Here is a 21,483-nt window from a genome sequence, read left to right as displayed (position 1 = left end):
AGTTCCTGCCCGATGAACGGGAGAACACACCACCGGCGTCTGTGCTTCCACGAACTCGAAAGGGGGAGACGGTCGGACCGCCTCCCCCTCCATGCGCGTTGGATCAGCTGCAGCCGCTGGTGGCGCCGCAGCCCTCACAGGCGTAGCAGCTGCCCGAGGGCCGCATCTTCGTCCCACAGGTGATGCACAGCGGGGCGTCGGCCATGAACCCCTCCCCTACCGGACGCGGGGCCACCGGGGTCTCGGATCGCTCCTCGGCCCGTTTGGTCGGCGCGGCGGACTGGGCGTAGGACTCCACCTGGGTGGCGACCTGCGTCGGGTCCTCCCCGTTCAGCTGCGCCTCGCGCTCGGAGGCCGACAGCACGCCCAGGGCGGCCCGCTCCTCGTAGGGCAGGTGATCCAGGGCCAGGCGGCGGAAGATGTAGTCCACCACCGACTGCGCCATACGGATGTCCGGGTCGTCGGTCATGCCGGCCGGGTCGAAGCGCATGTTGGTGAACTTCTCCACGTAGGTCTCCAACGGGACCCCGTACTGCAGGGCGATGGAGATCGCGATGGAGAAGGCGTCCATCACCCCGGCCAGGGTCGAACCCTGCTTGCCGAGCTTGAGGAAGACCTCACCGAGTCCGTCGTCCGGGTAGGAGCCGGCGGTGATGTAGCCCTCGGCGCCACCCACGGAGAACGAGGTGGTCTCACTGGGCCGCTTCTTGGGCAGGCGACGGCGCACCGGTCGGGGCGTCTCGGTCACCTCGGCCTTCTCCGGCGCGGCCTTCTCCTCGCTCTTGCCGGTGGACAGCGGCTGGCCGACCTTGCAGTTGTCGCGATACACCGCGAGGGCCTTGAGGCCCGACCGCCAACCCTCGTAGTAGATGTGCTCGAAGTCGGCGACCGTGGCCCCCTCGGGCACGTTCACCGTCTTGGAGATGGCACCGGACAGGAACGGCTGCACCGAGGCCATCATGCGCACGTGGCCCATGGGCTCGATGTAGCGGTGACCCATGGCGCAGTCGAACACCTCGTAGTGCTCGGGGCGCAGCGAGGGCGCGTCAACGACGTGGCCGTTCTCGGCGACGAACTCGACGATCGCCTCGCTCTGCTCCGCCTGGTAGCCCAGGTTCCCCAACGCCCGCGGGATCGCCTGGTTGACGATCCGCATGGAACCGCCGCCGACCAGCTTCTTGTACTTGACCAGCGAGAAGTCCGGCTCGACCCCGGTCGTGTCACTATCCATCATGAAGCTGATGGTTCCGGTGGGCGCGAGCAGCGAGGCCTGCGCGTTGCGCCAGCCGTTACGCTCTCCGACCTTGAGGCAGTCGGCCCACTCGGCGGTGGCCGCCGCGTGGATGGGCTCTTCCAGGGTGCCCACGGTGCGCAGGTCGTCGTTGGCGGCGGCGTGCTTGCGCATGACCCTCTTGTGGGCCCGCTCGTTGCGCTTGTAGCCGTCGTACGCGCCCACCACACCGGCCATCTCGGCGCTGCGGCGGTAGGCGGTTCCGGTCATCAACGAGGTGATGGCGGCGGCCACCGCGCGACCGCCCTCGGAATCATAGGCGTGCCCGGTCGCCATGAGCAGGGCGCCCAGATTGGTGTAGCCGATGCCCAACTGGCGGTAGGCGCGGGTGGTCTCACCGATCTTCTCCGTGGGGAAGTCGGCGAAGGTGATGGAGATGTCCATCGCCGTGATGACCAGTTCGGTGAGCCGGGTGAAGCCCTCCACGTCGAAGGAGTCGTCCTCGCGCAGGAACTTCAGCAGGTTGATCGACGCGAGGTTGCATGAGGAGTCGTCCAGGGACAAATACTCGGAACAGTTGGCCACGACAGTGCCACCGACGATATAGGAGTGGTTACGCGGCTCGGTGAGGTTGTAGGTCGTCTCGAACCCTCGGGACTCGCGTGAGACCAGGCGGATCGTCGTCTGCGTGTTGTAGGTCCGGCGATGGTCGAGTGCGCTGCCGAGCTTCGCGGTCTTGCTATCCAGAGAAAAACCGATCAGGGCGGCGTAGTCCCGCATGGAAGCGGAAGAGATGCGCAGGTCGTAGAACGGCCCCTCGCTACCATAGGTGACGGTCGTGCCATCCTTGCGCGTGTAGGTGAACGTATCCCTCTTCGCCTGGGAGACCTGGTAGACACGGCTCGCGATTTCGAACGGCGCCAAAAGCTCCTGTACGTCCTGGAGCAACCTTTCGGAGCGGCTGCCCAGACCGACGTAGCGAGTGCCGTTCACCTTCTGATCCACGGCGCATCCGTCCGCGTCGAACAACCCTTGGAGGAAACCCAACACGGTCTCTTCGGAGACCTCGAACATCACGGGCGGCACTGTCTTGTCGGCGGCGTGCGCACCCATTCCGAGAGCTCGGACGAACGCGACCATCGCCCTCCGAGTGACCCTGAGCTGTTGCGTACCGTTGGGTTGGGCACTCGGCTTACTCCGATGCCCTGTGAGACGTTCGATCAGGGCCTGGTGTCGAGGCAGGATTTCGGTTTGTTCCTCAGCCGTCCCGTAGATGGTGACGACTTTGGCGTCATCGATCGAACCGTCGCCGACCAACCACCCCAGGTAGTGAGCCAGGTCCGGGTCCTCGTCCCACTTGGTCGGCAGGTTCAGCTCCCGAACACCGGTTCGGCTCGCGGCCTTCCGAGCCGCTTCGAGGGCGTCTTCCGGGATCTCCTGGATCGGATTCGACCGAGGAGCGTACTGGAAGGAACGAACAATCCGGTCCTGCTCCGTCAATTCCTCGGCGTGCGCCCAGCCGCGATTACGCGTCCACACCCGGTGCCCCGGGGTGCAACGCAAGACGGAACCATCCGAGAACCGGAGTTCGAGGACCTCGTTGGTGCCAGTGACCATGTACTGCGTGGGGACGATGGCTACCACCGCGTCCCGAGGATTCGCCTCCGCCGTGACGTCGTTCGTGTAGACGGCGAAGGTCTCACCCTGTGCCGCCCTCCGGACAAGGTCGCCGATGGGGACGTGTCCTCGGTCGGTCAGCACCTTCTGATCAGCGGGGAAACACGGGTTGCTCGCGCTGATCCGTCCGGTCTCGGGGTTGGTGTGCCAGTCCTGGATGGTGCCGTCGTACTGGATGCCGGGGTCGGCGCACTCCCAGGCCGCGCGGGCCATGCGGTGGAACAGGTCCTTGGCGTCGACCGTGGCGACGACCTCGCCGGTGGTGCGGGAGGTCAGCCCGAACTCGGAACCGGACTCCACGGCGCGCATGAAGGCGTCGGAGACCCGCACCGAGTTGTTGGCGTTCTGGTACTGGACGCTGAACATGTCGTCGCCGCCCAGGTCCACGTCGAACCCGGCGTCGCGCAGGGCACGGATCTTGTGCTCCTCGCGCGCCTTGGTCTCGACGAACTCCTCGATGTCGGGGTGGTCGACGTCCAGCACGACCATCTTGGCGGCCCGACGGGTCGCGCCGCCGGATTTGATGGTTCCGGCCGAGGCGTCGGCACCGCGCATGAAGGAGACCGGTCCGGAGGCGGTGCCACCGGAGGAGAGGAGCTCCTTGCTGGAGCGGATGCGGGACAGGTTCACACCCGCGCCGGAGCCGCCCTTGAAGATGATCCCCTCCTCCTTGTACCAGTCGAGGATCGACTCCATCGTGTCGTCGACCGACAAGATGAAACACGCTGAGACCTGCTGGGAGGAGGTGGTCCCGACGTTGAACCACACCGGGGAGTTGAAGCTGAAGTACTGGTTGGCGAGGGCGTGCTTGAGCTCGTGGTCGAAGATCTCGGCGTCCTCGTCCGAGGCGAAGTAGCCGCTCTTGAGTCCGGTCTCGGTGTAGACGCCGACGACGCGGTCGATGAGCTGCTTGAGGCTCCACTCGCGTTCGGGAGCGCCGAGCGCGCCGCGGAAGTACTTGCTCGCCACGATCTGGGTGGCGTTCATCGACCAGGTGGTGGGGAACTCCACGCCGCGCTGCTCGAAGTTGACGCTGCCGTCACGCCAGTTGGTCATGACGACGTCGCGACGCTCCCAGTCGAGGGTGTCGTAGGGATGGACGCCCTCGGTGGTGAAGACGCGCTTGATCTTCAGCCCCTTGGGCCCCTTCTTCCCCTTGCGACTCGTCGAACCGCTGCTGGTCTCCGTCATGACGCTCCCCGAAGTGTCTGCTGTGCGCGGACCGGCTATGACCGCGCGGGTTCTTGCCGTCGCTGCGGTCTCGGGCGGTTTCGGTGAACGCCCGGGCCCGCTATGAGGCGGTGTCGGCCGTGGGCATGGCCGGATCGGAGTCCTGGTCCTTCTCCGTCCCGTCCTCACGGTCGGTCCGCAGGCTGGCGATCTCCGCTTCGAAGTCCGCCAGGCTTTCGAAGCCCCGATAGACGCTGGCGAAGTGCAGGTAGGCGACTTCGTCGAGGTCGCGCATCGGGACGAGGATGGCCAGTCCGATCTCGTTGGCCGGCACCTCCGCCACGCCACGGCCTCGGATCTCCTCCTCGACCTGTTGGCCGAGTTTGGCGAGGGCGTCCTCGGAGACGGGCCGCCCCTGGCAGGCCCGGCGCACCCCGGCGATGATCTTGCTCCGGCTGAAGGGCTCGGTGACCCCGGAGCGCTTGGCGACCATGAGCAGGACGGTCTCCTGTGTGGTGAAGCGTCGCTCACAGACCGGGCAGGAGCGGCGTCGCCTGATCGCGGAACCGTCGTCGGTGGACCTGCTGTCGATCACCCTGGTGTCCGGATGACGGCAGAACGGACAATGCATCCTGGTTCACCTGCTTCCCTATACCCGAACCACAACCCTTGAGTCTACCTAACCACAACTTCTAGGCACATACCCCATTGGTAACACCAGATGTTGTGGTCGAACCTAGACCCCGGGGGCACGGGTCGCAACCCGCCCCTAGGCGTGTTCCTCAAGTGGGGGCTCAGGACCCGCCTCCACCGGGGAGGAGGTCTCGAATACGTCGGGGGGTCGCTTCCAAGGATAAGGGGACCGCACCCGGGGGGACCCCGTTCGGCGCGCGTTCCACAGGTGAGGAATCCCTTGCCCGGCGGGCTTTCCGGCATCCACGCGACCTCCGGGGACACGCTCCGGGGCCGCCTCGGGCGAAGCACCGGGAAAGCCGTTTTCGGCATTCGACGGACAGCGGCGAGGGAACGCGTGTACATACTTAACCGAGGGTCATCGGAAAGGCCCGCCGAAAAGGCGAAGTCGCCGTCCTCGGCCGCTCGAACGCTTGTTTGATATCACCGTGTGCAACGACTAATCTTGACCTTGATTTCCCACCGGTTTCGCCGTCTCGCCCACTCGTGAGACGACGGACCCGTCACCGGCCACCCGAACAGGCCCTGACCGAACCGAACGCCGAGGAGGCCCGGCCGTGCCGGAGGACAACACCGAGGTCGTCGACCCCGGAAACACCACCGTTCTTTCGCCCGTGGGTGACACGGGCGGTGCCGTGCCCGAAGCCCCCAAACTGACCGCGCGCCAGCAAAGCGTTCTCAACTGCATCCAGCGTTATGTGCGCGAGCGCGGTTTTCCGCCGTCCATCCGAGAGATCGGGAACGCCGTCGGTCTTTCCAGCCCTTCCAGCGTCGCGCACCAACTCAAGGTGCTCCAGCGCAAGGGCTACCTGCACCGGGACCAGAACCGGCCGCGCGCGGTCGAACTGCGCGCCCCCGGCCGCGACACCGCGCAGAGCATCAAGCCCGAGGAGCTCACCGCCGACGCGACCCGGGCCGCCGCGGTGCCGCTGATCGGTCGGATCGCCGCCGGTGGCCCGATCCTGGCCGAGGAATCGGTCGAGGACGTCCTGGCGCTACCGCGTCAGCTGGTCGGCGAGGGTCGGCTGTTCATGCTGACCGTGGTCGGCGACTCCATGACCGACGCCGCCATCACCGACGGCGACCTCGTGGTGGTCCGCCAGCAGCCCACCGCCGAGAACGGCGACATCGTCGCGGCCATGTTGGACGACGAGGCCACCGTCAAGGTGCTGCGTCGCGGGGACGACGGCCACGTGTGGCTGATGCCCCGCAACGACGCCTACGAGCCCATCAACGGCGACGCCGCGACCATCCTCGGCAAGGTCGTCACGGTCATGCGCCGCGTCTGACCCTGGCCGGGAACGACGACCGCACCGCCCCGGCCACGCCCACCAGGGCACGGCCGGGATGGTGCGGGAGGGCACGGCCGATACGCTGAGGGCGTGTCCATTCCTGCCCACACCCCCGTCGCCCGCGGCCGCGTACGACGCCGTGGCCGCTCGGTCTCGGTGATCGCCGCCCTCACCCTGCTCGTCTCGGCCTGTGGCCCCGCCGAGGAAGAGGGCCCCGAACCTCCGGGGGTGAGCGGTGCCGAGCGCGAGCTCAGCTTCGAGGGTGGCGGGTTCACCGTCGACGGCACGTTCACCGCGCCGCGGGAGAGCGGCTCCGAGAACGGGGTGCCGGGCGCGCTCATCATCTCCGGCAGCGGCCCCACCGACCGGGACGGCAACAGCGCCGGGCGCCCCGAGGCCGACACCAACCTCAACCTGTCCCGGGTGCTCGGTGACGCCGGGGTGGCGACCCTTCGCTACGACAAGTTGGGCAGCGGCGACCCCGCCACCTTCGACGACGAGGTGAGGGAAGCCCTGGAGGAACCGGTCGATCCCGAGGTCTTCGACGCCCAGATGGCCGCCGCTTACACGGCGTTGGTTGAACAGCCCGAAGTCGACCCCGAGCGCACGATCGTCGTGGGCCACAGCGAAGGCGCGCTGTACGCGCTACGCGCGCACGAGGTGCTCGACGGCGCCGAACCCGCTTTGGTTCTGGCGGCTCCGCCGGGGACGCGCATGCTCGACGTCATCGACCGTCAGGTCTCCGAGCAGGTCCGGACCGCCGAGGCGCAGGGTGCGCTCAGTGAGGCCGAGGCCGTGCGGATGCTGTCCCACGCCCGGACGTCGCGCGCCGCGGTACGGGGCGGTCAGGAGTTGCCCGAGGGCGACACCACGGGTCTGTTCTCCCCGCAGAACCAGGACTTCCTCGCCTGGATCGATGCCTTCGACCCGCCCGAACTGGCCGCCGCGTTGCCCGAACGGACCCCCGTCCTGGTGCTCTGGGGCGATGAGGACGCCCAGATCACCCGGGACGAGGTCGACCGGCTGATGGGTGGTCTGGAGGGGGCCGAGCGGGTGGACCTGGCCGGGGTCGACCACGTGCTGCGCGAGTACGACGACTCCCCCGGCGCCGCCGCGTTGGACGCCGACCGGGCGTTCTCGCCAGAGGTGTCCCCGGCGGTGCGGGAGTTCGTCGAGGGTCTGTGGTGAGACCGCTCAGTCGGTCTCGTCCGCCTCGATGCTCTCGGGGAGTTCCGCCACGATCGACCTGACCAGCCGCTCGGATTCGGCCGCGGCCGCCTCCCCATCGACCGATCCGACGGCGTCGTAGTCGGTGGAGGCGGTGTAGCAGGACTCCAGGTAGAGGTTGGAGACGCGCACACCGGTGCAGCCGACCTCGAAGGCGCCGATCTCCACCCAGGTCAGGGCCTGGTCACCGAGATCGTCGATCGGTCGTGGGTCGTTGCCCGCCGCGGTGGACTCCAGGGTGTCGGCGGCGGTCTCGTCGCCGCCCTCGACCGGGGCGGCGACCAGCATGAGCGTGGCCGCGGCCGGGACGGCGGTTCCGCCTTCCTGCGGGGTGGCCCAACGGCACTGCGATCCGGTGCCGAAGGTGTCCTGGGCGCTGCCGACGGTCTCCTCGATCTCCAGTTCATGGTCGGGAACGAGCTCGGCCAGGACCTCGGTCTCGCCGATGGCGCACTCGGGGGCGGCCTCGTAGGCGCCGTGTTCGGCCCCGCCTCGGAGCAGGTACCAGATCAGCCAGCCGGTGAACGCGATCACCACCAGCACGAGCGCGACGAGGAGGACGACCGCGAAGGTACGGCTCTGTGGCGGAGGCGCTCCGGGGTCGGTCTCGTAGGTACCGCTCACAGCGCCTCACCGATTCGTCCGGCCACGTCCACGGCGGTGTCCCGGGCGTCCTCGAAGGAGACGGGGTCTCCTTCGGACTCCCCGGTGTAGGTGACCCGTACGAACAGGTTGGTGGTGTGGAAGGCGAGTTCGGCCGTGCCGGGGAGCTGTCCGCGCCAGACCTCGGCGCCGGCTGCGCCGGGGAGTTCGACGGGTTCGCCCCGGGTCGGCACCACGGCCTGATGGGCCAGGGCCGCCGCCTCGTCGCCACTGACGGCGGGTTCGGCCGAGGCGTCGGTGAAGCGGGCCGACAGGTCCACGCGCAGGATCGTCCGGTCACCATCGGTGGCCCCCGCGGTGCTCCACACGCACACGGTGTTCTCCCCGCCGCTCAGGGGACCTTGGTCGTCGGTCTCCAGGACGGCCCCGGGCAGTACCTCGGCGAGTGTGTCCTGGGGGACCGCGGCACACGTGGGGGCAGCGGTGTGGGTGTCGTCGCCACCGGGCAGGTCGGGGTCGTCGGCCGTCGCCCACATGCCGCCGCCGATGGCCGCCGCGCTCACCACCACCGCGCCCGCGGCGATGATCGACGCCCGCACCCACGGTCGGTGCAGGGCTCGACCATCCTTCGAAGCGCCCACCGGGCCACCGCCTCCCTATGTGTGTTGCGCCCAACGGTAGGGGGCGGGGGCCGCGGTCGCGACCACCGCCCCCGTCGGGTGTGTCAGCCGACGACGATGTTGACGAGCTTGGGTGCCCGGACGATGACCTTGCGGACCGTCTTGTCCCCGATGAAGCCTTGGGCCTTCTCCGAGGCCAGTGCCAGGCGCTCCAGTTCGGCGGGGTCGATGTCGGGGGAGACCGACAGCTTGTCGCGGACCTTGCTCTGCACCTGCACCACGCAGGTGACCGACTCCTGGACCAGCAGTTCGGGTTCGGCCTCGCGCCAGTTGCCGACGGCGACGCTGCCGACGTGCCCGAGCTTCTCCCAGCCCTCCTCGGCCACGTAGGGAGCGAACAGGGACAGGGCGATGGCCACGAACTCGGCGGCCTCGCGGACGGCCGGGTCGGCCGCGCCGGGGCCGGAGTCGATGGCCTTGCGGGCGGCCGAGACCAGCTCCATGCAGCGGGCGATGGCCACGTTGAAGCGCTTGTCCTCGATCAGTGCGGTGATCTGGTCGATGGAGCGGTGGGTGGCGCGACGGAGGTCGGTGTCGCCCTTGGTGAAGTCCACGCCGGGTTCGGTGGCGGCGCCGGCCTCGTGCATGACGCGGTAGGCGCGGTTGAGGAACTTCATCGCGGCGGTGGGCGAGACGTCGGCCCAGTCGACGTCCTCCTCCGGCGGGGAGGCGAACAGCATGGTCAGTCGGACCGCGTCGACGCCGTACGCGTCGATCTCCCGGCCCAGGTCGACTCCGTTGCCCAGCGACTTGGACATGGCCCGGCCCTGGTTGATGACCTGGCCCTGGTTGGTCAGGCGGGCGAAGGGCTCGGTGAAGTCGAGCATGCCCATGTCGTGCAGGACCTTGGTGAAGAACCGCGCGTACAGCAGGTGCAGGGTGGCGTGTTCCTTGCCGCCGATGTAGTGGTCGACGGGCCCCCACTTGTTGACCGTCTCGGTGTCGAAGGGGGCGGTGTCCAGCTGCGGGGAGCAGTAGCGCCACGGGTACCAGGACGAGTCCACGAAGGTGTCCATGGTGTCGGTGTCGCGCTCGGCCGCACCGCCGCACGAGGGGCAGTCCACGTTGACCCAGTCCTTGGCGGCGGCCAGCGGGGAGATGCCCTTGGGCGCGAGTTCGGCGCCCTTCAGCTCGGGCAGGGTGACCGGCAGCTGCTCGTCCGGGACCGGGACCTCGCCACAGGCGGGGCAGTGGATGATCGGGATCGGGGTGCCCCAGTAGCGCTGGCGGGACAGCAGCCAGTCGCGCAGGCGGAAGTTGACGGTGGCCTGGCCGGTGCCGCGCTCGGCCAGCACCTCGATGATGCGTCCGATGGCCTCGGTCTTGGACAGGCCGTCCAGCGGACCGGAGTCGCGCAGGACGCCCTCACCGGTGGTCGCCACGCCGGTCTCGACGGGGTCGGGCTCGCCGGTCTCGACCACGACCCGGACCGGCAGGTCGAAGGCCTTGGCGAAGTCCAGGTCGCGCTGGTCGTGGGCGGGCACCGCCATGATGGCGCCGTGACCGTAGCCGGCCAGGACGTAGTCGGCGGCCCAGACGGGCATGCGCTCGCCGTTGACCGGGTTGACGGCGTAACGGCCCAGGAACACACCGGTCTTGGGGCGCTCGGTGGTCTGGCGCTCGATGTCGGAGAGCTTGGAGATGTCGGTGCGGTAGGCCTCGAAGGCCTCGCGCCGCTCGGGCGCGCACAGCTCCTCGGCCAGGTCGGCGTCGGCGGCCACCACGAAGAAGGTGGCTCCGTACAGGGTGTCGGGCCGGGTGGTGTAGACGGTGACCGGCTCGTCGCGGCCCTCGATCTCGAAGTGCACGTCGGCACCGGTGGAGCGGCCGATCCAGTTGCGCTGCATGGCCAGGATCTCGTCCGGCCAGCGGCCGTCGTCCAGCTGGTCCATGTCGTCCAGCAGCCGCTGGGCGTAGTCGGTGATCTTGAAGTACCACTGGTTCAGGGCACGGCGCTCGACGTCGGAGTCGCAGCGCTCGCACTTGCCCTGGATGACCTGCTCGTTGGCCAGCACGGTCTGGTCCTTGGGGCACCAGTTGACCAGCCCGTCCTTGCGGTAGGCCAGACCCCGGTCGAAGAACCGGGTGAACAGCCACTGGTTCCACTTGAAGTACTCGGGGTCGCTGGTGTGGATGCGCCGGGACCAGTCCACGCCCACGCCGTAGTGGGCCATCGAGGCGGCCTGCGTCTCGATGTTGGCGTAGGTCCACTTCGCCGGGTGGGAGTTGTTCTTGATGGCGGCGTTCTCGGCGGGCAGGCCGAAGGAGTCCCAGCCGACCGGGTGCAGGACGTTGTCGCCGCGCTGGAGGCGGTAGCGGCCGATGACGTCGCCGATGGCGTAGGCCTCGGCGTGGCCCATGTGCAGGTCACCGGAGGGGTAGGCGAACATGTCCACGATGAAGGAGCGGGGACGTTCGTCGGCGGGGTCCTCGTTCGCGCGGAACGGGAGTTCGGCGGCCCAGCGCGCCTGCCACTTGTCCTGGAGGGCGCGGGCGTCGTAGGTGTCGCCCGTCGTCTGGTCGCCGTCTACCGCTGTCATCGCTGAGTGTTCCCTTGGCCGTTTCCTGGTGTGTCGAATTCAGGTTAGCGGCTGGCGGGCCCCTTCGCGGACCGGTTTTCGGGCGACCGCGATCCGGTTCGTCACGGAGCGTCAGGCGGGCGTCGGTGATTTCACGGACCCCATGCCCCTCCACACCGACCGCCCGGTTTGTTACTCTGCCGTTCAAGTGGCGCAGAACACACGATGCGGGTCATGCCTGCTGTTCGTCGCACCTGTTCCTCAATGACATGCCGCGGGAGGCCCCCATGTTCAACCTGTCCACTCTCTTGGAGGACGGTGCTCGTTCCGCTCCGGAGAAGGAGTGTCTGGTCTTCGGCGACACACGTCTGAACTACGCGATCACCGACATGATCGCGAACCAGGTCGCGAACCTGCTCGTGTCCCGTGGGATCGAGCCGGGCGACCGGGTGGCCCTGGCCAGCCCGAACCTGCCCTACTTCCCGTTCGTGTACTTCGGCGCGCTCAAGGCGGGCGCCGTGGTCGTCCCGTTGAACGTGCTGCTCACCCCGCGTGAGATCGCCTACCACCTGGAGGACTCCGGGGCCAAGGCCCTGTTCTCGTTCACCGGCTCGCCCGACCTCCCGCTGGGTGAGCGCGCCTTCGAGGCCTTCGGCCGGGTGGACGCCTGTGAGGTCTTCATCGACATGCCCGCCGCGGCGGGTGCCACCGAGTCCGACATCGAGGGCGCCGAAACGATCTGGGCGGCCCTGAACGGTCAGCCGGGGACCTTCGAGACCGTCCAGCGCGACGGCGACGACACGGCCGTCATCATCTACACCAGCGGCACCACCGGCCGCCCCAAGGGTGCCGAGCTGAGCCACACCAACCTGATGATGAACGCCGTGGTCTCCTCGGCTCTGGTCAACCCCCACCCGGACGGGCGCGACGTGGCCCTGGTGGTGCTGCCGCTGTTCCACATCTTCGGTCAGACGGTCATGCTCAACGCCGTCCTGTACCGGCACGGAACGATGGTGTTGCTGCCGCGCTTCGAGGGCGCCCAGGCCCTGAAGCTCATGCGGAAGGAGGGCGTCACCGGTTTCGCCGGTGTGCCCACCATGTACTGGGGTCTGCTCAACGCCGCCCGGTCCGCGGAAGCCGGCGAGTACGACCTTGAGCGGATCGCGGACGACATCGTCGACGCCGTCTCGGGTGGTTCGGCGTTGCCGGCCCAGCTCGCGGAGGACTTCACCGAACTCTTCGGGGTGGGCATCAAGGAGGGTTACGGCCTCTCCGAGACCTCTCCCGTGGCCTCGTTCAACAACCCCGACACCGGTGCGAAGACCGGTTCCATCGGCCGCCCGGTGTGGGGTGTGGAGATGAAGCTGATCGACCCGGAGTGGAACGAGGTCGTCAAGGAGGGCGAGGAGGACCCGGTGGGTGAGATCGCCGTCCGCGGCCACCTGATCATGAAGGGCTACCACAACCGCCCCGAGGTCAACGCCGAGGTCATCAAGGACGGCTGGTTCCGCACCGGTGACGTCGCCCGCCGTGACGACGACGGCTTCTACTTCATCATCGACCGGTCCAAGGACATGATCATCCGCGGTGGGTTCAACGTGTACCCGCGGGAGGTCGAGGAGGTCCTGATGACCCACGAGGCGGTCAGCCTGGCCGCCGTGGTGGGTGTCCCCCACGAGACCCACGGCGAGGAGGTCAAGGCCTTCGTGATCCTCAAGGACGGCGCCGAGGCCACCGTCGAGGAGCTGACCTCCTTCGCCCGGGAGAGGCTGGCCGCCTACAAGTACCCGCGCCAGATCGAGTTCCGGGACGAACTGCCGATGACCTCCACCGGCAAGATCCTCAAGCGTGAGCTGCGCGAGGGCTGATCCCGCCGCGCGTTCGAGGGCCGCTCCCCTTCTTCTGGGGGGCGGCCCTCGTCGCGAGCGTCCCGCCGACGCTCAACCCTTGACGGCGCCCTGTACCAACCCGGCCACCAGCCAGCGCTGGACCAGGATGAAGAACACCATCACCGGGATGGTGATGATCGTGGAGGCCGCCATGACGTGCCCCCAGTCGTTGGCGTACTGACCGAAGAATTGGCGCAGCCCGACCGCGACCGTGTAGTTCTCGCTCTGGGTCATGAAGGTCATCGCCAGAACGAACTCGTTCCAGGCCACGATGAAGGAGAAGATGGCGGTGGCCACCAGACCCGGCGCCACCAGCGGGAACAGCACCTTCCAGAACATCTGGGGCCAGGAGGCGCCGTCGATGTAGGCGGCCTCCTCCACTTCCTTGGGCACCGCCGCCACGAATCCGCGCATCATCCAGATCGCCAGGGGCAGCGACAGCGCGACGTAGGCGACCGCCAGGCCCAGCACCGTGTTGAGCATCTGCAGGTCCCGCACCTGGATGAACAGCGGGATGACCAGGGCCTCCAGCGGCACCATCTGCACCACGAGCACCAGGACCAGCACGGCCGTGCGGAACCGGAATCGGAAGCGGCCCACGGCGACGGCCGCCAGCATCGCGAGGACGCAGGCGATGGCCACGGTGATCGCGGCGACCGTCAACGAGTTGCGCAGGTACAGGAGGAAGTTGGCCTCCACCAGGACGTACCTGAAGTTCTCGAAGGTGAAGGAGGTCGGCAGCAGCGCGCCTCCGCCGGAGGTGGCGCTTTCGGAGAACGCGCTGACCAGCATGAAGTAGACCGGGAACAGGGTGAAGAACAGCAGGAGGGAGACCCCGGCCGCCTTGGCGACGACGCGGCCCAGGCGCAGGGAGTTCCCTCGCTTGTGGGCGGCCCGCACCTGGGCCTCCCAGTCGGTCTCGTTCCGTCCTTCGACGGTCCCGGAGCTAGAGGTGACCAACGGACCTCCTTTGACGGCGATGGTCCCGAAGCACCCCGGCTTCGGCCGGGTAGGTACTCGCGGGACATGGCCCAGGGCGTGTTCCGTGGATGCTGCCCGTCGCGAGCGGCGCATCCAGTGGTGCCGGCACAAGGCCGAAGAATGGAGTGCCCCTACTGTGCACACCTCGCAAGCTCGGCACTGTCGCACAGCGGGGGCCCGCCTGGGTTTGGCTGTCGACTGATGAGAACGCAGTGACGGTGCCGCTGGGGCGCCGCGCAGCAGGGTATGTATCCGCGGGACATGGCCTAGAATCCCCCTCGTTCCCGAGGGCGAAGACGGTGAGGAGAAGCGTGTGGGCGATATCGCCGGGCTCTCCCCCACCGAGGTGATCGCCGCGTGGATCCCGCACGACGCCAGGTTCCGGGCGAGCGCCGTCCGGCACGCCCGACGCGACCCCGGGGGGCGTCGACTGCACGCGTACGTGGACGGGCTGGTCAACCGGGGCAACGACGCCGGTCGTCCGCTCGACGAGGACGCCCTGCGGACCATGGCCGCCGTCCGGGAGGACCTGGAACGGCGTTCCCTGGCCTCGGTGGACTGGCGGGTGGTACGCGAGCTCCTGATCGAGGATCTGGGCTGAGGGCGGGGCCGGGCGAGGCGTTTCCCGGTTCGATCGAGGTCTCATCGCAGCTCGTCCTCCCGGAACAGCGCGCGCAGGTAGACGACGGTCACGCCCAGGAGCAGCAGGGTGAGCATGACGGCGATGGCGGAGCCCATCCCGAAGTCGTTCTGGCCGAAGGACTTCACGTAGGACCACACGCCCAGGTTGAGCATCTCGGAACCGCCGACGTCGCCGCCGGGCATCAGGTAGATCTGCGCGAACACCTTGAAGTCCCAGATGGTGGACAGCACCGTCACCACCGCGAACACCGGGCGCAGCGTCGGGAACGTGACGTGCCAGAAGCGCTTCCACGCGCCGGCGCCGTCGATGCGGGCCGCCTCGTACAGCTCCTTGGGCACGGTGAGCAGCCCCGCCAGCACGGTCACCGCCACGAACGGGAACCCGCTGTGCACGATGTTGAGGGTGACGATGGCGTAGAACCAGAACCGGTCGGCGAACCAGTTGTAGCCGCCGGGGTCGACGACGCCCATCCCCATGAGCGCCTGGGCGATCACGCCCTGGTCGACGTCGAAGATCCAGATCCACACGTAGGTGCCGCTGACCGCGGGCATGGCCCAGGCCACCATGATGCAGGAGACCACGATGATCCGTGGGAGGGGCTTCAGCGTGGACAACAAGAGGGCGACCAGTGTGCCCAGTACGACCGTGGTCACCACCGCGACCACGGCGAACGTCAGTGTGTTGACCAGTACGGTCTGCCACAGGTACGGGTCGGTCAGCAGCGTGACGTAGTTGGAGAGCCCGATGAAGTCGGACTCCCCCGAGACCAGGTTGCGCAACTTGAAGTCCCGGAAGGACAGCCACACGATCCGGCCGATGGGCAGGAGCAGCAGGACTCCGATGACGCCCAGCGGCGGTACCAGGAGGACCCACGGCAGGAGGGCGCGCCGCCCTCTCATGCTCAAGAGCGGCGCGCGCTTGGACCGCCGTGGGGCCGACGTGGGTCTCAATTGCCCTCGTTGAGGATGTTCTCGATGGTCTCGGCGGCGGTGTCGGTCGCCTCCTCGACGCTGGCGTTACCGTTCAGGATGTCCTGCTGCATCTTGACGATCACGCCCTCGGCCTCGACCTGCGACCAGGCGGGGACGGCCGGGGTGCTCTTGCCGGCCTCCAGCAGCTGGGTCGCGAACGGTTGCACGAGCGGGTCCTCGGACTCGGCGTAGCCCTCGATCTCCTCGACGCCGGCCGGGAAGAAGCCGCTCTCCTCGCCCCAGCGCTCGAAGTACTCGCCGTTGGTGAGGAGGTCGACGTACTGCCAGGCGGCCTCTTCGTTACCGGTGCCCTCGAACACCGACAGCAGCGACCCTCCGGCGAAGGACTCGGTGTACCCGTCCTCCTGCCCGGGCAGCACGAACACGCCGAGCTTGTCCTCCAGGTCGGGGTTGTTCTCGATGATGGCCTTGGGGTTGGAGCTGTTGGAGATCGCCATGATCGCCTGCTCGTCGGAGAGCGCCTCCATGACGTCGATCTCGTTCCAGTTGACCGCGCCCGTGGTGGACAGCTCGTCCTCCAGGGCCAGGTCGGTGAAGAACTCGACCCCGGCGCGCCCTTCCGGCGCGTTGATGGTGGAGCTCCAAGTGCCGTCGGCCTCCTCCACGGCGACCTCGCCGCCACCGCCCCAGACCCACGGCATGACCGAGTACTGGGCGTCGCCGGGCACCGGGAAGGCGATCATGTCCTCCTCGGCCTCGGCGAGGTCGAGCGCGGTGTCGCGCAGTTCCTCCCAGTTGGCGGGCTCCTCGTGGCCGTGTTCCTCGAAGATGTCCTTGCGGTAGATGATCGATCGGATCGACGCGTACCAGGGCACCCCGTAGGCGACGTCGTCGACGACACCCATCTCGTACATCTCCTGTTGGAACCGGGAGGGGTCGTCGATGTAGCCGGACAGGTCGTGCAGGACCCCGGCGTCGGCGTACTCCGGTGTGAAGGTGGTGCCCAACTCGACGACGTCGGGCAGGGTGTCGCCGGCGATGGCGGTGGAGATCTTGTCCTGGGCGTCCTGCCAGGGCACGAACTCGACCTCGACGCCGATCCCGTTCTCCTCCTCGAAGGCCGTTCCCACCTCGTCGAAGAAGGAGGTGGCGTCGGGGTTGGTGCCTTCCATGATCCACACCTGGAGGGTGTCGGTGTCACCGCCGCCGTCACCGCCGCCGCAGGCCGTGGCGGCGAGCACCAGGGCGAGTGAGGCCGCGGGGAGGGGAAGGTACTGGTGTACTCGTCTGCGTGCCATCGGCTCGCCTCCCGCTTTCTTTCGAGGGTCCCCTGAGGGTTGGTAGGAAACCTACGTAATTAACGCCAACTTGTGAAGTAAACCACTGCCACTTGTGTCTGAGCTGTTAGGGAGTGCCGGGGAGCCGGCCCCTCACTCACTCAGACCGGTGACCTGACGCAGGGTGGAGACCAGTTCGGCGCGCTTGTAGACGGCGAGGCCGATGGCGGCACCGAACGCGGCGAGCATGTGGACGTAGACCATGGGATCGCCCCTGGTGAAGCGTTCGGCGGCCTCCTCCTCGCCCACCGAGTGCGCCTCCCAGGCGGTGGAGACCGCGAACTCCAGTTCCGGGGGGAGCATCTCGGCGACGGTGCGGGCCACCGCCTCGCGGGAGTCGGCGGGCTTCCAGACCACACCGGTGGTCTGGACCCTGCGGCTGAGGAACGCCGCGATCACCTTCAACTCGGACAGGACACCGTCGGAGTCGTCGGTGGCCCGGGGGATCACACCGTCCAGCTCCTCGCGGTTGTGGTCCGCGTACGCGCCGATCAGCGCGATGGCGGTCTCCTTGACGTGGTCCGGCAGGTCGGGGCCGGACCCGGGGTCGGAAGCGGGTTCGGAGGGATGGTCGTCGGAGGACACTGCGGGTCCCTTCGCGGCTGCTGGTACTGGACGTTGACCATGATGCCGTCTGCCCGTACCCGCGTGGGGCAGGTGGTGGGCCGGGGGTGTCCGCGCGCCGCGAACGCCCCCGGCCGCCCTTCCGGGCCCGAACTCAGAAGTCGGGTCGTAGCGGCATGTGGGAGGCGGTGCCGTCCTGCTTGACGCCCAGGATCTGGTGGAGCTGCACGACGTCGCGCTCGAACCCGAGGACGCATCCGGCCATGTACAGGCGCCAGACCCTGGCGGTGCCCACGCCGACCTCCCGAACGGCCTCGTCCCAGTTGCGCTCCAGGTTCTCGCCCCAGTGGCGCAGGGTCAGGGCGTAGTGTTCGCGCAGGTTCTCCTGGTGGCGGATCTCGAACCCGTTGTCGTTCATGGCGGTCTGGATCCGGCCGGGGCCCTCCAGCTCACCGTCGGGGAACACGTAGCGGTTGATCACGCCCCCGGTGTTCATCGGTGGCAGGTCGTTGCGCGGACGGGTGATGCAGTGGTTGAGCAACCGGCCGCCCGGCACGAGCTTGTCGTTGAGCGACGAGAAGTAGGCGTCCAGGTTCCTCGACCCGATGTGCTCGGTCAGCCCGATGGAGCTGATCCGGTCGAAGCTGCCGTCGGGCACGTCCCGATAGTCCATGTGGCGGATCTCGGCGAGCTCGGTCAGGCCCTCCTGGGCGATCTTCTTCGCGCCCCACTCGGCCTGTTCCTTGGACAAGGTCACGCCGATCGCCCGAACCCCGTGCTCGCGGGCCGCGTGGCGGACCATACCGCCCCACCCGCAGCCCACGTCGAGGAGCTCCATGTCCTTCTCCAGGCCGAGCTTGCGGGCCACCAGGTCGTACTTGCGGAACTGGGCGCTCTCCAACGCCCCGTCGGAGGCGCCCACCCGGTCCAGGCCGCCGTCCTCCTCGTCGAAGACCGCGCAGGTGTAGGTCATCGACGGACCCAGGACCAGTGCGTAGAACTCGTTGGAGACGTCGTAGTGATGGTGGATGACCTCGGCGTCGCGCTCCTTGGAGTGGCGCATCCCCCGCCCGAGCAGGGTCCTGCGCCGCACCTCCTGGGGCGGCGGGGCGACCCGGTTGACGAACTTGACCCAGCCGATGGAGCGGACGATGTCGACGAGGTCGCGAGCGGACACGTTGACGCCCTCGGCGAAGGCGAAGTCCGTCATCCGTCTGAGCGCGGTGTACATGTCACCTTCGAGTTCGAGGTGACCGGAGACGTAGGCACGGGTCAGGCCGACGGCGTTGGGTGACTGCGCGAGGTGGTTGACGGCGACCGGGGTGCGCACGTGCAACGTCACGTCGCTGTTCGGATCGCCCGCGGAGCTTCCGTCGTAGGCGGTGAACCGAATCGGTGCGTTCGGCCCCACGACACGCTCGAAGATCTCAGCAAGTCGCATTGTGCGTCCTTCCTCCTCACGGACGCGGCCCGACCCGCGGGTCGCCTCCCGATGGTGGTGTCCAGTAGCTCAGCGATTGCGTACGCACTTGGCGTACAGGTCCAACAGCCGACCCTGCGGGTCGTAGGTGTCCTTGAGGTCGCGGTAGGCGGAGCCGTTGTACAGGGCCCAGAACTCGTCCTCGGTGTAGAAGGCGTCCGAGTAGAGGGACTTGTGCCCGCCGAGCCGCGCAACCTCCTCCTCCACCCGGCGGTTGTGGTGGGCGTGCCGCTGGCCCGGCTTCATGTCGACCAGCCCCCAGAACCCGAAGTTCACGTAGAGTCGGTCGTTCTCCAGCGGGTAGAGCGGCCACACGTGTTCGCCCTCGGGCGTGTCCGGGCGACGCGGCTCGCGCAGCCGCAGCGGACACATCCACACCGGGTTCATGCCGACCTCGGCGTGGAAGAAGTCCAGGAACTCGGCGCCGTGTTCGACGCCCACCTCGATGTCCTGGATGAGCGGTTCCTGTGGGCGTCGGCCCCGGTAATGGGCGAGCAGCCGGGAGAAGTCGCTGCGCCGGTCCCAGGCGACCAGCCTGCGGTAGACGTCGGAGCGTTTGAGGGACCGCGGCCACAGCGGCCGCACCAACGGGTTCTGGGTGCCGAAGGCCCTGGAGCACCAGAACCAGTCGGTGTCCCAGCGCCACAGGTAGTCGTGGATGGTGAGGTAGTCGCCGGGTCCGTCGCCCGCGTAGCGCGGGATGGACCGGTAGTAGATGTCGTTGCCCGTGTAGTCACTGGTCCAGGGGGCCTGGTCGGTGAAGCGGGCCAGGGTCAGGTACAGCTCGTCGGGACCGAAGGCCACCCCGTCCACGAAGTCGACCCGGTCCCCGTCGTGCTCGGCCGCCGCGCTGATCCGGGCCAGGGCGTCCATCGCCTCGGCGGCGTCGGAGAACCTCAGATGGCGCAGGTGGACGTACGGGGAGACCGGTTCGAGTTCGATGCGAAGCCGCAGGCCGTACCCGAGGGTTCCGTAGGAGTTGGGGAAGCCGTGGAACAGGTCGCTGTGCGCGTTGTCGCGGGTGGCGGTCACCACCTCGCCGGAGCCGGTGAGGATCTCCATCTCCTGCACGGACTCGTGCGGGAGCCCGTTGCGGAACGAGGACGACTCGATGCCCAGCCCCGTGACGGCCCCGCCCAGGGTGATGGTGCGCAACTGCGGTACCACCAAGGGCATGAGTCCGTGCGGCAGGGTGGCGGCGACGAGTTCCTCGTAGGTGGTCATGGCGCCGACGTCGGCCAGCCGTTCGACGGGGTCGATGGAGATGACCCCGGCGAACGCGGACACGTCGAGGGCCGGGGCGGAGGAGGGTTCCCGGAACCGGAAGAGGTTGGAGGTGGGTTTGGCCAGGCGGACCGGTGCGTCCGTGGGCAGGGCCCGATAGTCCCTGCTCAACTTCTGGGCCGCCGCGACGTGTTCGGTGAGGCCCGTGCCGGGGCCGGCGTGGCCGAAGGTTATGTGCTGCGGAGTCGTACCGGACTGTTCACGGGTCATACCGGCTCTCTCCTGACGATTCGCGAGGCTCAGCGTGGGCCGACCGGGCCCGGACCGTATGGTGCGCCGGGCGGGCCGACCACTCTGTTCTATCCACCGATAACGGTTCCGTGCCACCCCATTTCGGTACGTGTCCTACCCACTCTCGGCCGCTTTCGGCCAGGTTCGTGGAACCCTCGCGGGGACACCCCCGAACACCTGGTGTGATGGCGTGGTCACCGAAGGGGCCGCATAGGATTCGGTTCCGTGCGCATCGCTCTCGTTGATTCCGGCATCGGCATGCTCTCCACCGCGGCCGCCCTGCACGCGGCCCGCCCCGACGCCGACCTGTACCTGTCCATGGACCCGGACCACATGCCCTGGGGGCGCCGTACCCCGGATCAGGTGATCCGGCGCGCCCTGGCCGGGGCGGACGCCGCGACCCGGGCCGCCGTCGAGGACGGCGGCGGGCTGGACGCCGTCGTGGTGCCGTGCAACACCGCCTCCGTACACGGACTGGGCGCGCTGCGCGCCGAGTACGAGCCGCGTATCCCGGTGATCGGCACGGTGCCGGCGATCAAGCCCGCCGCGGCGGCGGGCACCCCCATCGCGGTGTGGTCCACCGAGGTCACCACCCGCAGCGCCTACCAGCACGGTCTGGTGGAGAACTTCGCCAAGGGCGTGGACGTGGCCCCGGTCGCCTGTGTCGGGCTGGCCGAGGCCGTGGAGTCGGCGGACTCCGATCGGATCGCCGCGGCGGTGGAGTACGCGGCGAAGCTGACCCCGCCACAGGTGCGCGGGGTGGTGCTGGGATGCACCCACTACGACCTGGTGGGCTCGCGGATCTCCGAGGCGCTGGGGCACCGCGCCGAACTGTTCACCGCCGCGGAGGCGGTGGCCGCCCAGACTCTGCGCCGAATCGGCGCGACGGAACGCCCGGCCGGGGCCCCGGGCCAGGTCCGGGTGCTGGCCAGTGGCCGACCGGCCCCACTCCCCGCGGCGGCACTGACCTACCCGGCGGGCAGGGCCTTGTCCGACGGGGCCCCCGTCGACCGCTGAGCCTCGGTCGGAAGGGGGGACTCGACGGGTTCC

The 21,483-nt window shown here is 68.4% G+C and carries 16 protein-coding genes; 5 read left to right on the top strand and 11 right to left on the bottom strand.

Going from position 1 to position 21,483, the window contains the following annotated elements:
* Positions 1–103 precede the first annotated feature (103 nt).
* Positions 104–4,099, bottom strand: a complete 3,996-nt coding sequence (locus ACWGSK_RS21815) for a vitamin B12-dependent ribonucleotide reductase (RefSeq protein ID WP_452456592.1) — start codon at positions 4,097–4,099, stop codon at positions 104–106.
* A gap of 100 nt (positions 4,100–4,199) precedes the next feature.
* Positions 4,200–4,709 (bottom strand): transcriptional regulator NrdR, encoded by a 510-nt coding sequence (gene nrdR, locus ACWGSK_RS21810; protein ID WP_358515295.1) that lies wholly within the window; start codon positions 4,707–4,709, stop codon positions 4,200–4,202.
* Between the two features lie 676 nt (positions 4,710–5,385).
* Here nrdR and lexA point away from each other — a divergent pair.
* Together lexA and ACWGSK_RS21800 are read left to right on the top strand one after the other, a co-directional pair.
* On the top strand, positions 5,386–6,060 hold the full coding sequence (lexA, locus tag ACWGSK_RS21805) for a transcriptional repressor LexA (protein WP_358515307.1): 675 nt from the start codon (positions 5,386–5,388) through the stop codon (positions 6,058–6,060).
* A gap of 93 nt (positions 6,061–6,153) precedes the next feature.
* Positions 6,154–7,251 carry an alpha/beta hydrolase family protein gene (locus tag ACWGSK_RS21800; RefSeq protein ID WP_452456591.1) on the top strand — a complete coding sequence of 366 codons (1,098 nt, stop codon included), beginning with the start codon at positions 6,154–6,156 and terminating at the stop codon, positions 7,249–7,251.
* Positions 7,252–7,257: 6 nt separating this feature from the next.
* Here ACWGSK_RS21800 and ACWGSK_RS21795 read toward each other — a convergent pair whose 3' ends face one another.
* The 3 genes from ACWGSK_RS21795 to leuS all read right to left on the bottom strand — a co-directional run bounded on the left by ACWGSK_RS21795 (position 7,258) and on the right by leuS (position 11,113).
* Complete coding sequence (locus tag ACWGSK_RS21795) at positions 7,258–7,914, bottom strand: hypothetical protein (RefSeq protein ID WP_358515292.1); 657 nt, start codon at positions 7,912–7,914, stop codon at positions 7,258–7,260.
* Entirely contained in the window at positions 7,911–8,534 is a 624-nt protein-coding gene (locus tag ACWGSK_RS21790; protein ID WP_452456590.1) for a hypothetical protein, read from the bottom strand. The genes ACWGSK_RS21795 and ACWGSK_RS21790 overlap by 4 nt, the downstream gene beginning before the upstream one ends.
* Positions 8,535–8,617: 83 nt before the next feature.
* Positions 8,618–11,113: a leucine--tRNA ligase gene (leuS, locus tag ACWGSK_RS21785; protein WP_452456589.1), complete on the bottom strand. Its 2,496-nt coding sequence runs from the start codon at positions 11,111–11,113 to the stop codon at positions 8,618–8,620.
* Between the two features lie 266 nt (positions 11,114–11,379).
* Between leuS and ACWGSK_RS21780 the strand changes: the two genes are divergently transcribed.
* A complete protein-coding gene (locus ACWGSK_RS21780) occupies positions 11,380–12,960 on the top strand; it encodes a long-chain-fatty-acid--CoA ligase (RefSeq protein ID WP_452456588.1) in 1,581 nt (526 codons plus the stop codon).
* Positions 12,961–13,032: 72 nt separating this feature from the next.
* Here the strand turns inward: ACWGSK_RS21780 and ACWGSK_RS21775 are convergent, their stop codons facing one another.
* Positions 13,033–13,773 carry a carbohydrate ABC transporter permease gene (locus ACWGSK_RS21775; RefSeq protein ID WP_371850610.1) on the bottom strand — a complete coding sequence of 247 codons (741 nt, stop codon included), beginning with the start codon at positions 13,771–13,773 and terminating at the stop codon, positions 13,033–13,035.
* Positions 13,774–14,275: 502 nt separating this feature from the next.
* Here ACWGSK_RS21775 and ACWGSK_RS21770 point away from each other — a divergent pair.
* Positions 14,276–14,563, top strand: a complete 288-nt coding sequence (locus ACWGSK_RS21770; RefSeq protein ID WP_358515286.1) for a hypothetical protein — start codon at positions 14,276–14,278, stop codon at positions 14,561–14,563.
* A 41-nt stretch (positions 14,564–14,604) separates the two neighbouring features.
* Here the strand turns inward: ACWGSK_RS21770 and ACWGSK_RS21765 are convergent, their stop codons facing one another.
* From ACWGSK_RS21765 to ACWGSK_RS21745, 5 genes are all read right to left on the bottom strand, one after another.
* Positions 14,605–15,504, bottom strand: a complete 900-nt coding sequence (locus tag ACWGSK_RS21765) for a carbohydrate ABC transporter permease (RefSeq protein WP_452456587.1) — start codon at positions 15,502–15,504, stop codon at positions 14,605–14,607.
* 47 nt (positions 15,505–15,551) lie between these two features.
* On the bottom strand, positions 15,552–16,835 hold the full coding sequence (locus tag ACWGSK_RS21760; protein ID WP_358515281.1) for a sugar ABC transporter substrate-binding protein: 1,284 nt from the start codon (positions 16,833–16,835) through the stop codon (positions 15,552–15,554).
* Positions 16,836–16,967: 132 nt separating this feature from the next.
* The gene (locus ACWGSK_RS21755; protein WP_358515278.1) at positions 16,968–17,459 is read right to left on the bottom strand and encodes a hypothetical protein; all 492 of its coding nucleotides are present in this window, start codon (positions 17,457–17,459) and stop codon (positions 16,968–16,970) included.
* Between the two features lie 133 nt (positions 17,460–17,592).
* Positions 17,593–18,879: a cyclopropane-fatty-acyl-phospholipid synthase family protein gene (locus tag ACWGSK_RS21750; RefSeq protein ID WP_358515276.1), complete on the bottom strand. Its 1,287-nt coding sequence runs from the start codon at positions 18,877–18,879 to the stop codon at positions 17,593–17,595.
* A 69-nt stretch (positions 18,880–18,948) separates the two neighbouring features.
* Positions 18,949–20,412: an FAD-binding oxidoreductase gene (locus tag ACWGSK_RS21745; RefSeq protein WP_358515273.1), complete on the bottom strand. Its 1,464-nt coding sequence runs from the start codon at positions 20,410–20,412 to the stop codon at positions 18,949–18,951.
* Positions 20,413–20,658: 246 nt separating this feature from the next.
* Between ACWGSK_RS21745 and ACWGSK_RS21740 the strand changes: the two genes are divergently transcribed.
* Entirely contained in the window at positions 20,659–21,450 is a 792-nt protein-coding gene (locus ACWGSK_RS21740; RefSeq protein WP_452456586.1) for a glutamate racemase, read from the top strand.
* Positions 21,451–21,483 lie beyond the last annotated feature (33 nt).

Source organism: Nocardiopsis sp. NPDC055551 (assembly GCF_053619415.1).
This window is presented reverse-complemented; position numbering and strand designations above follow the sequence as displayed.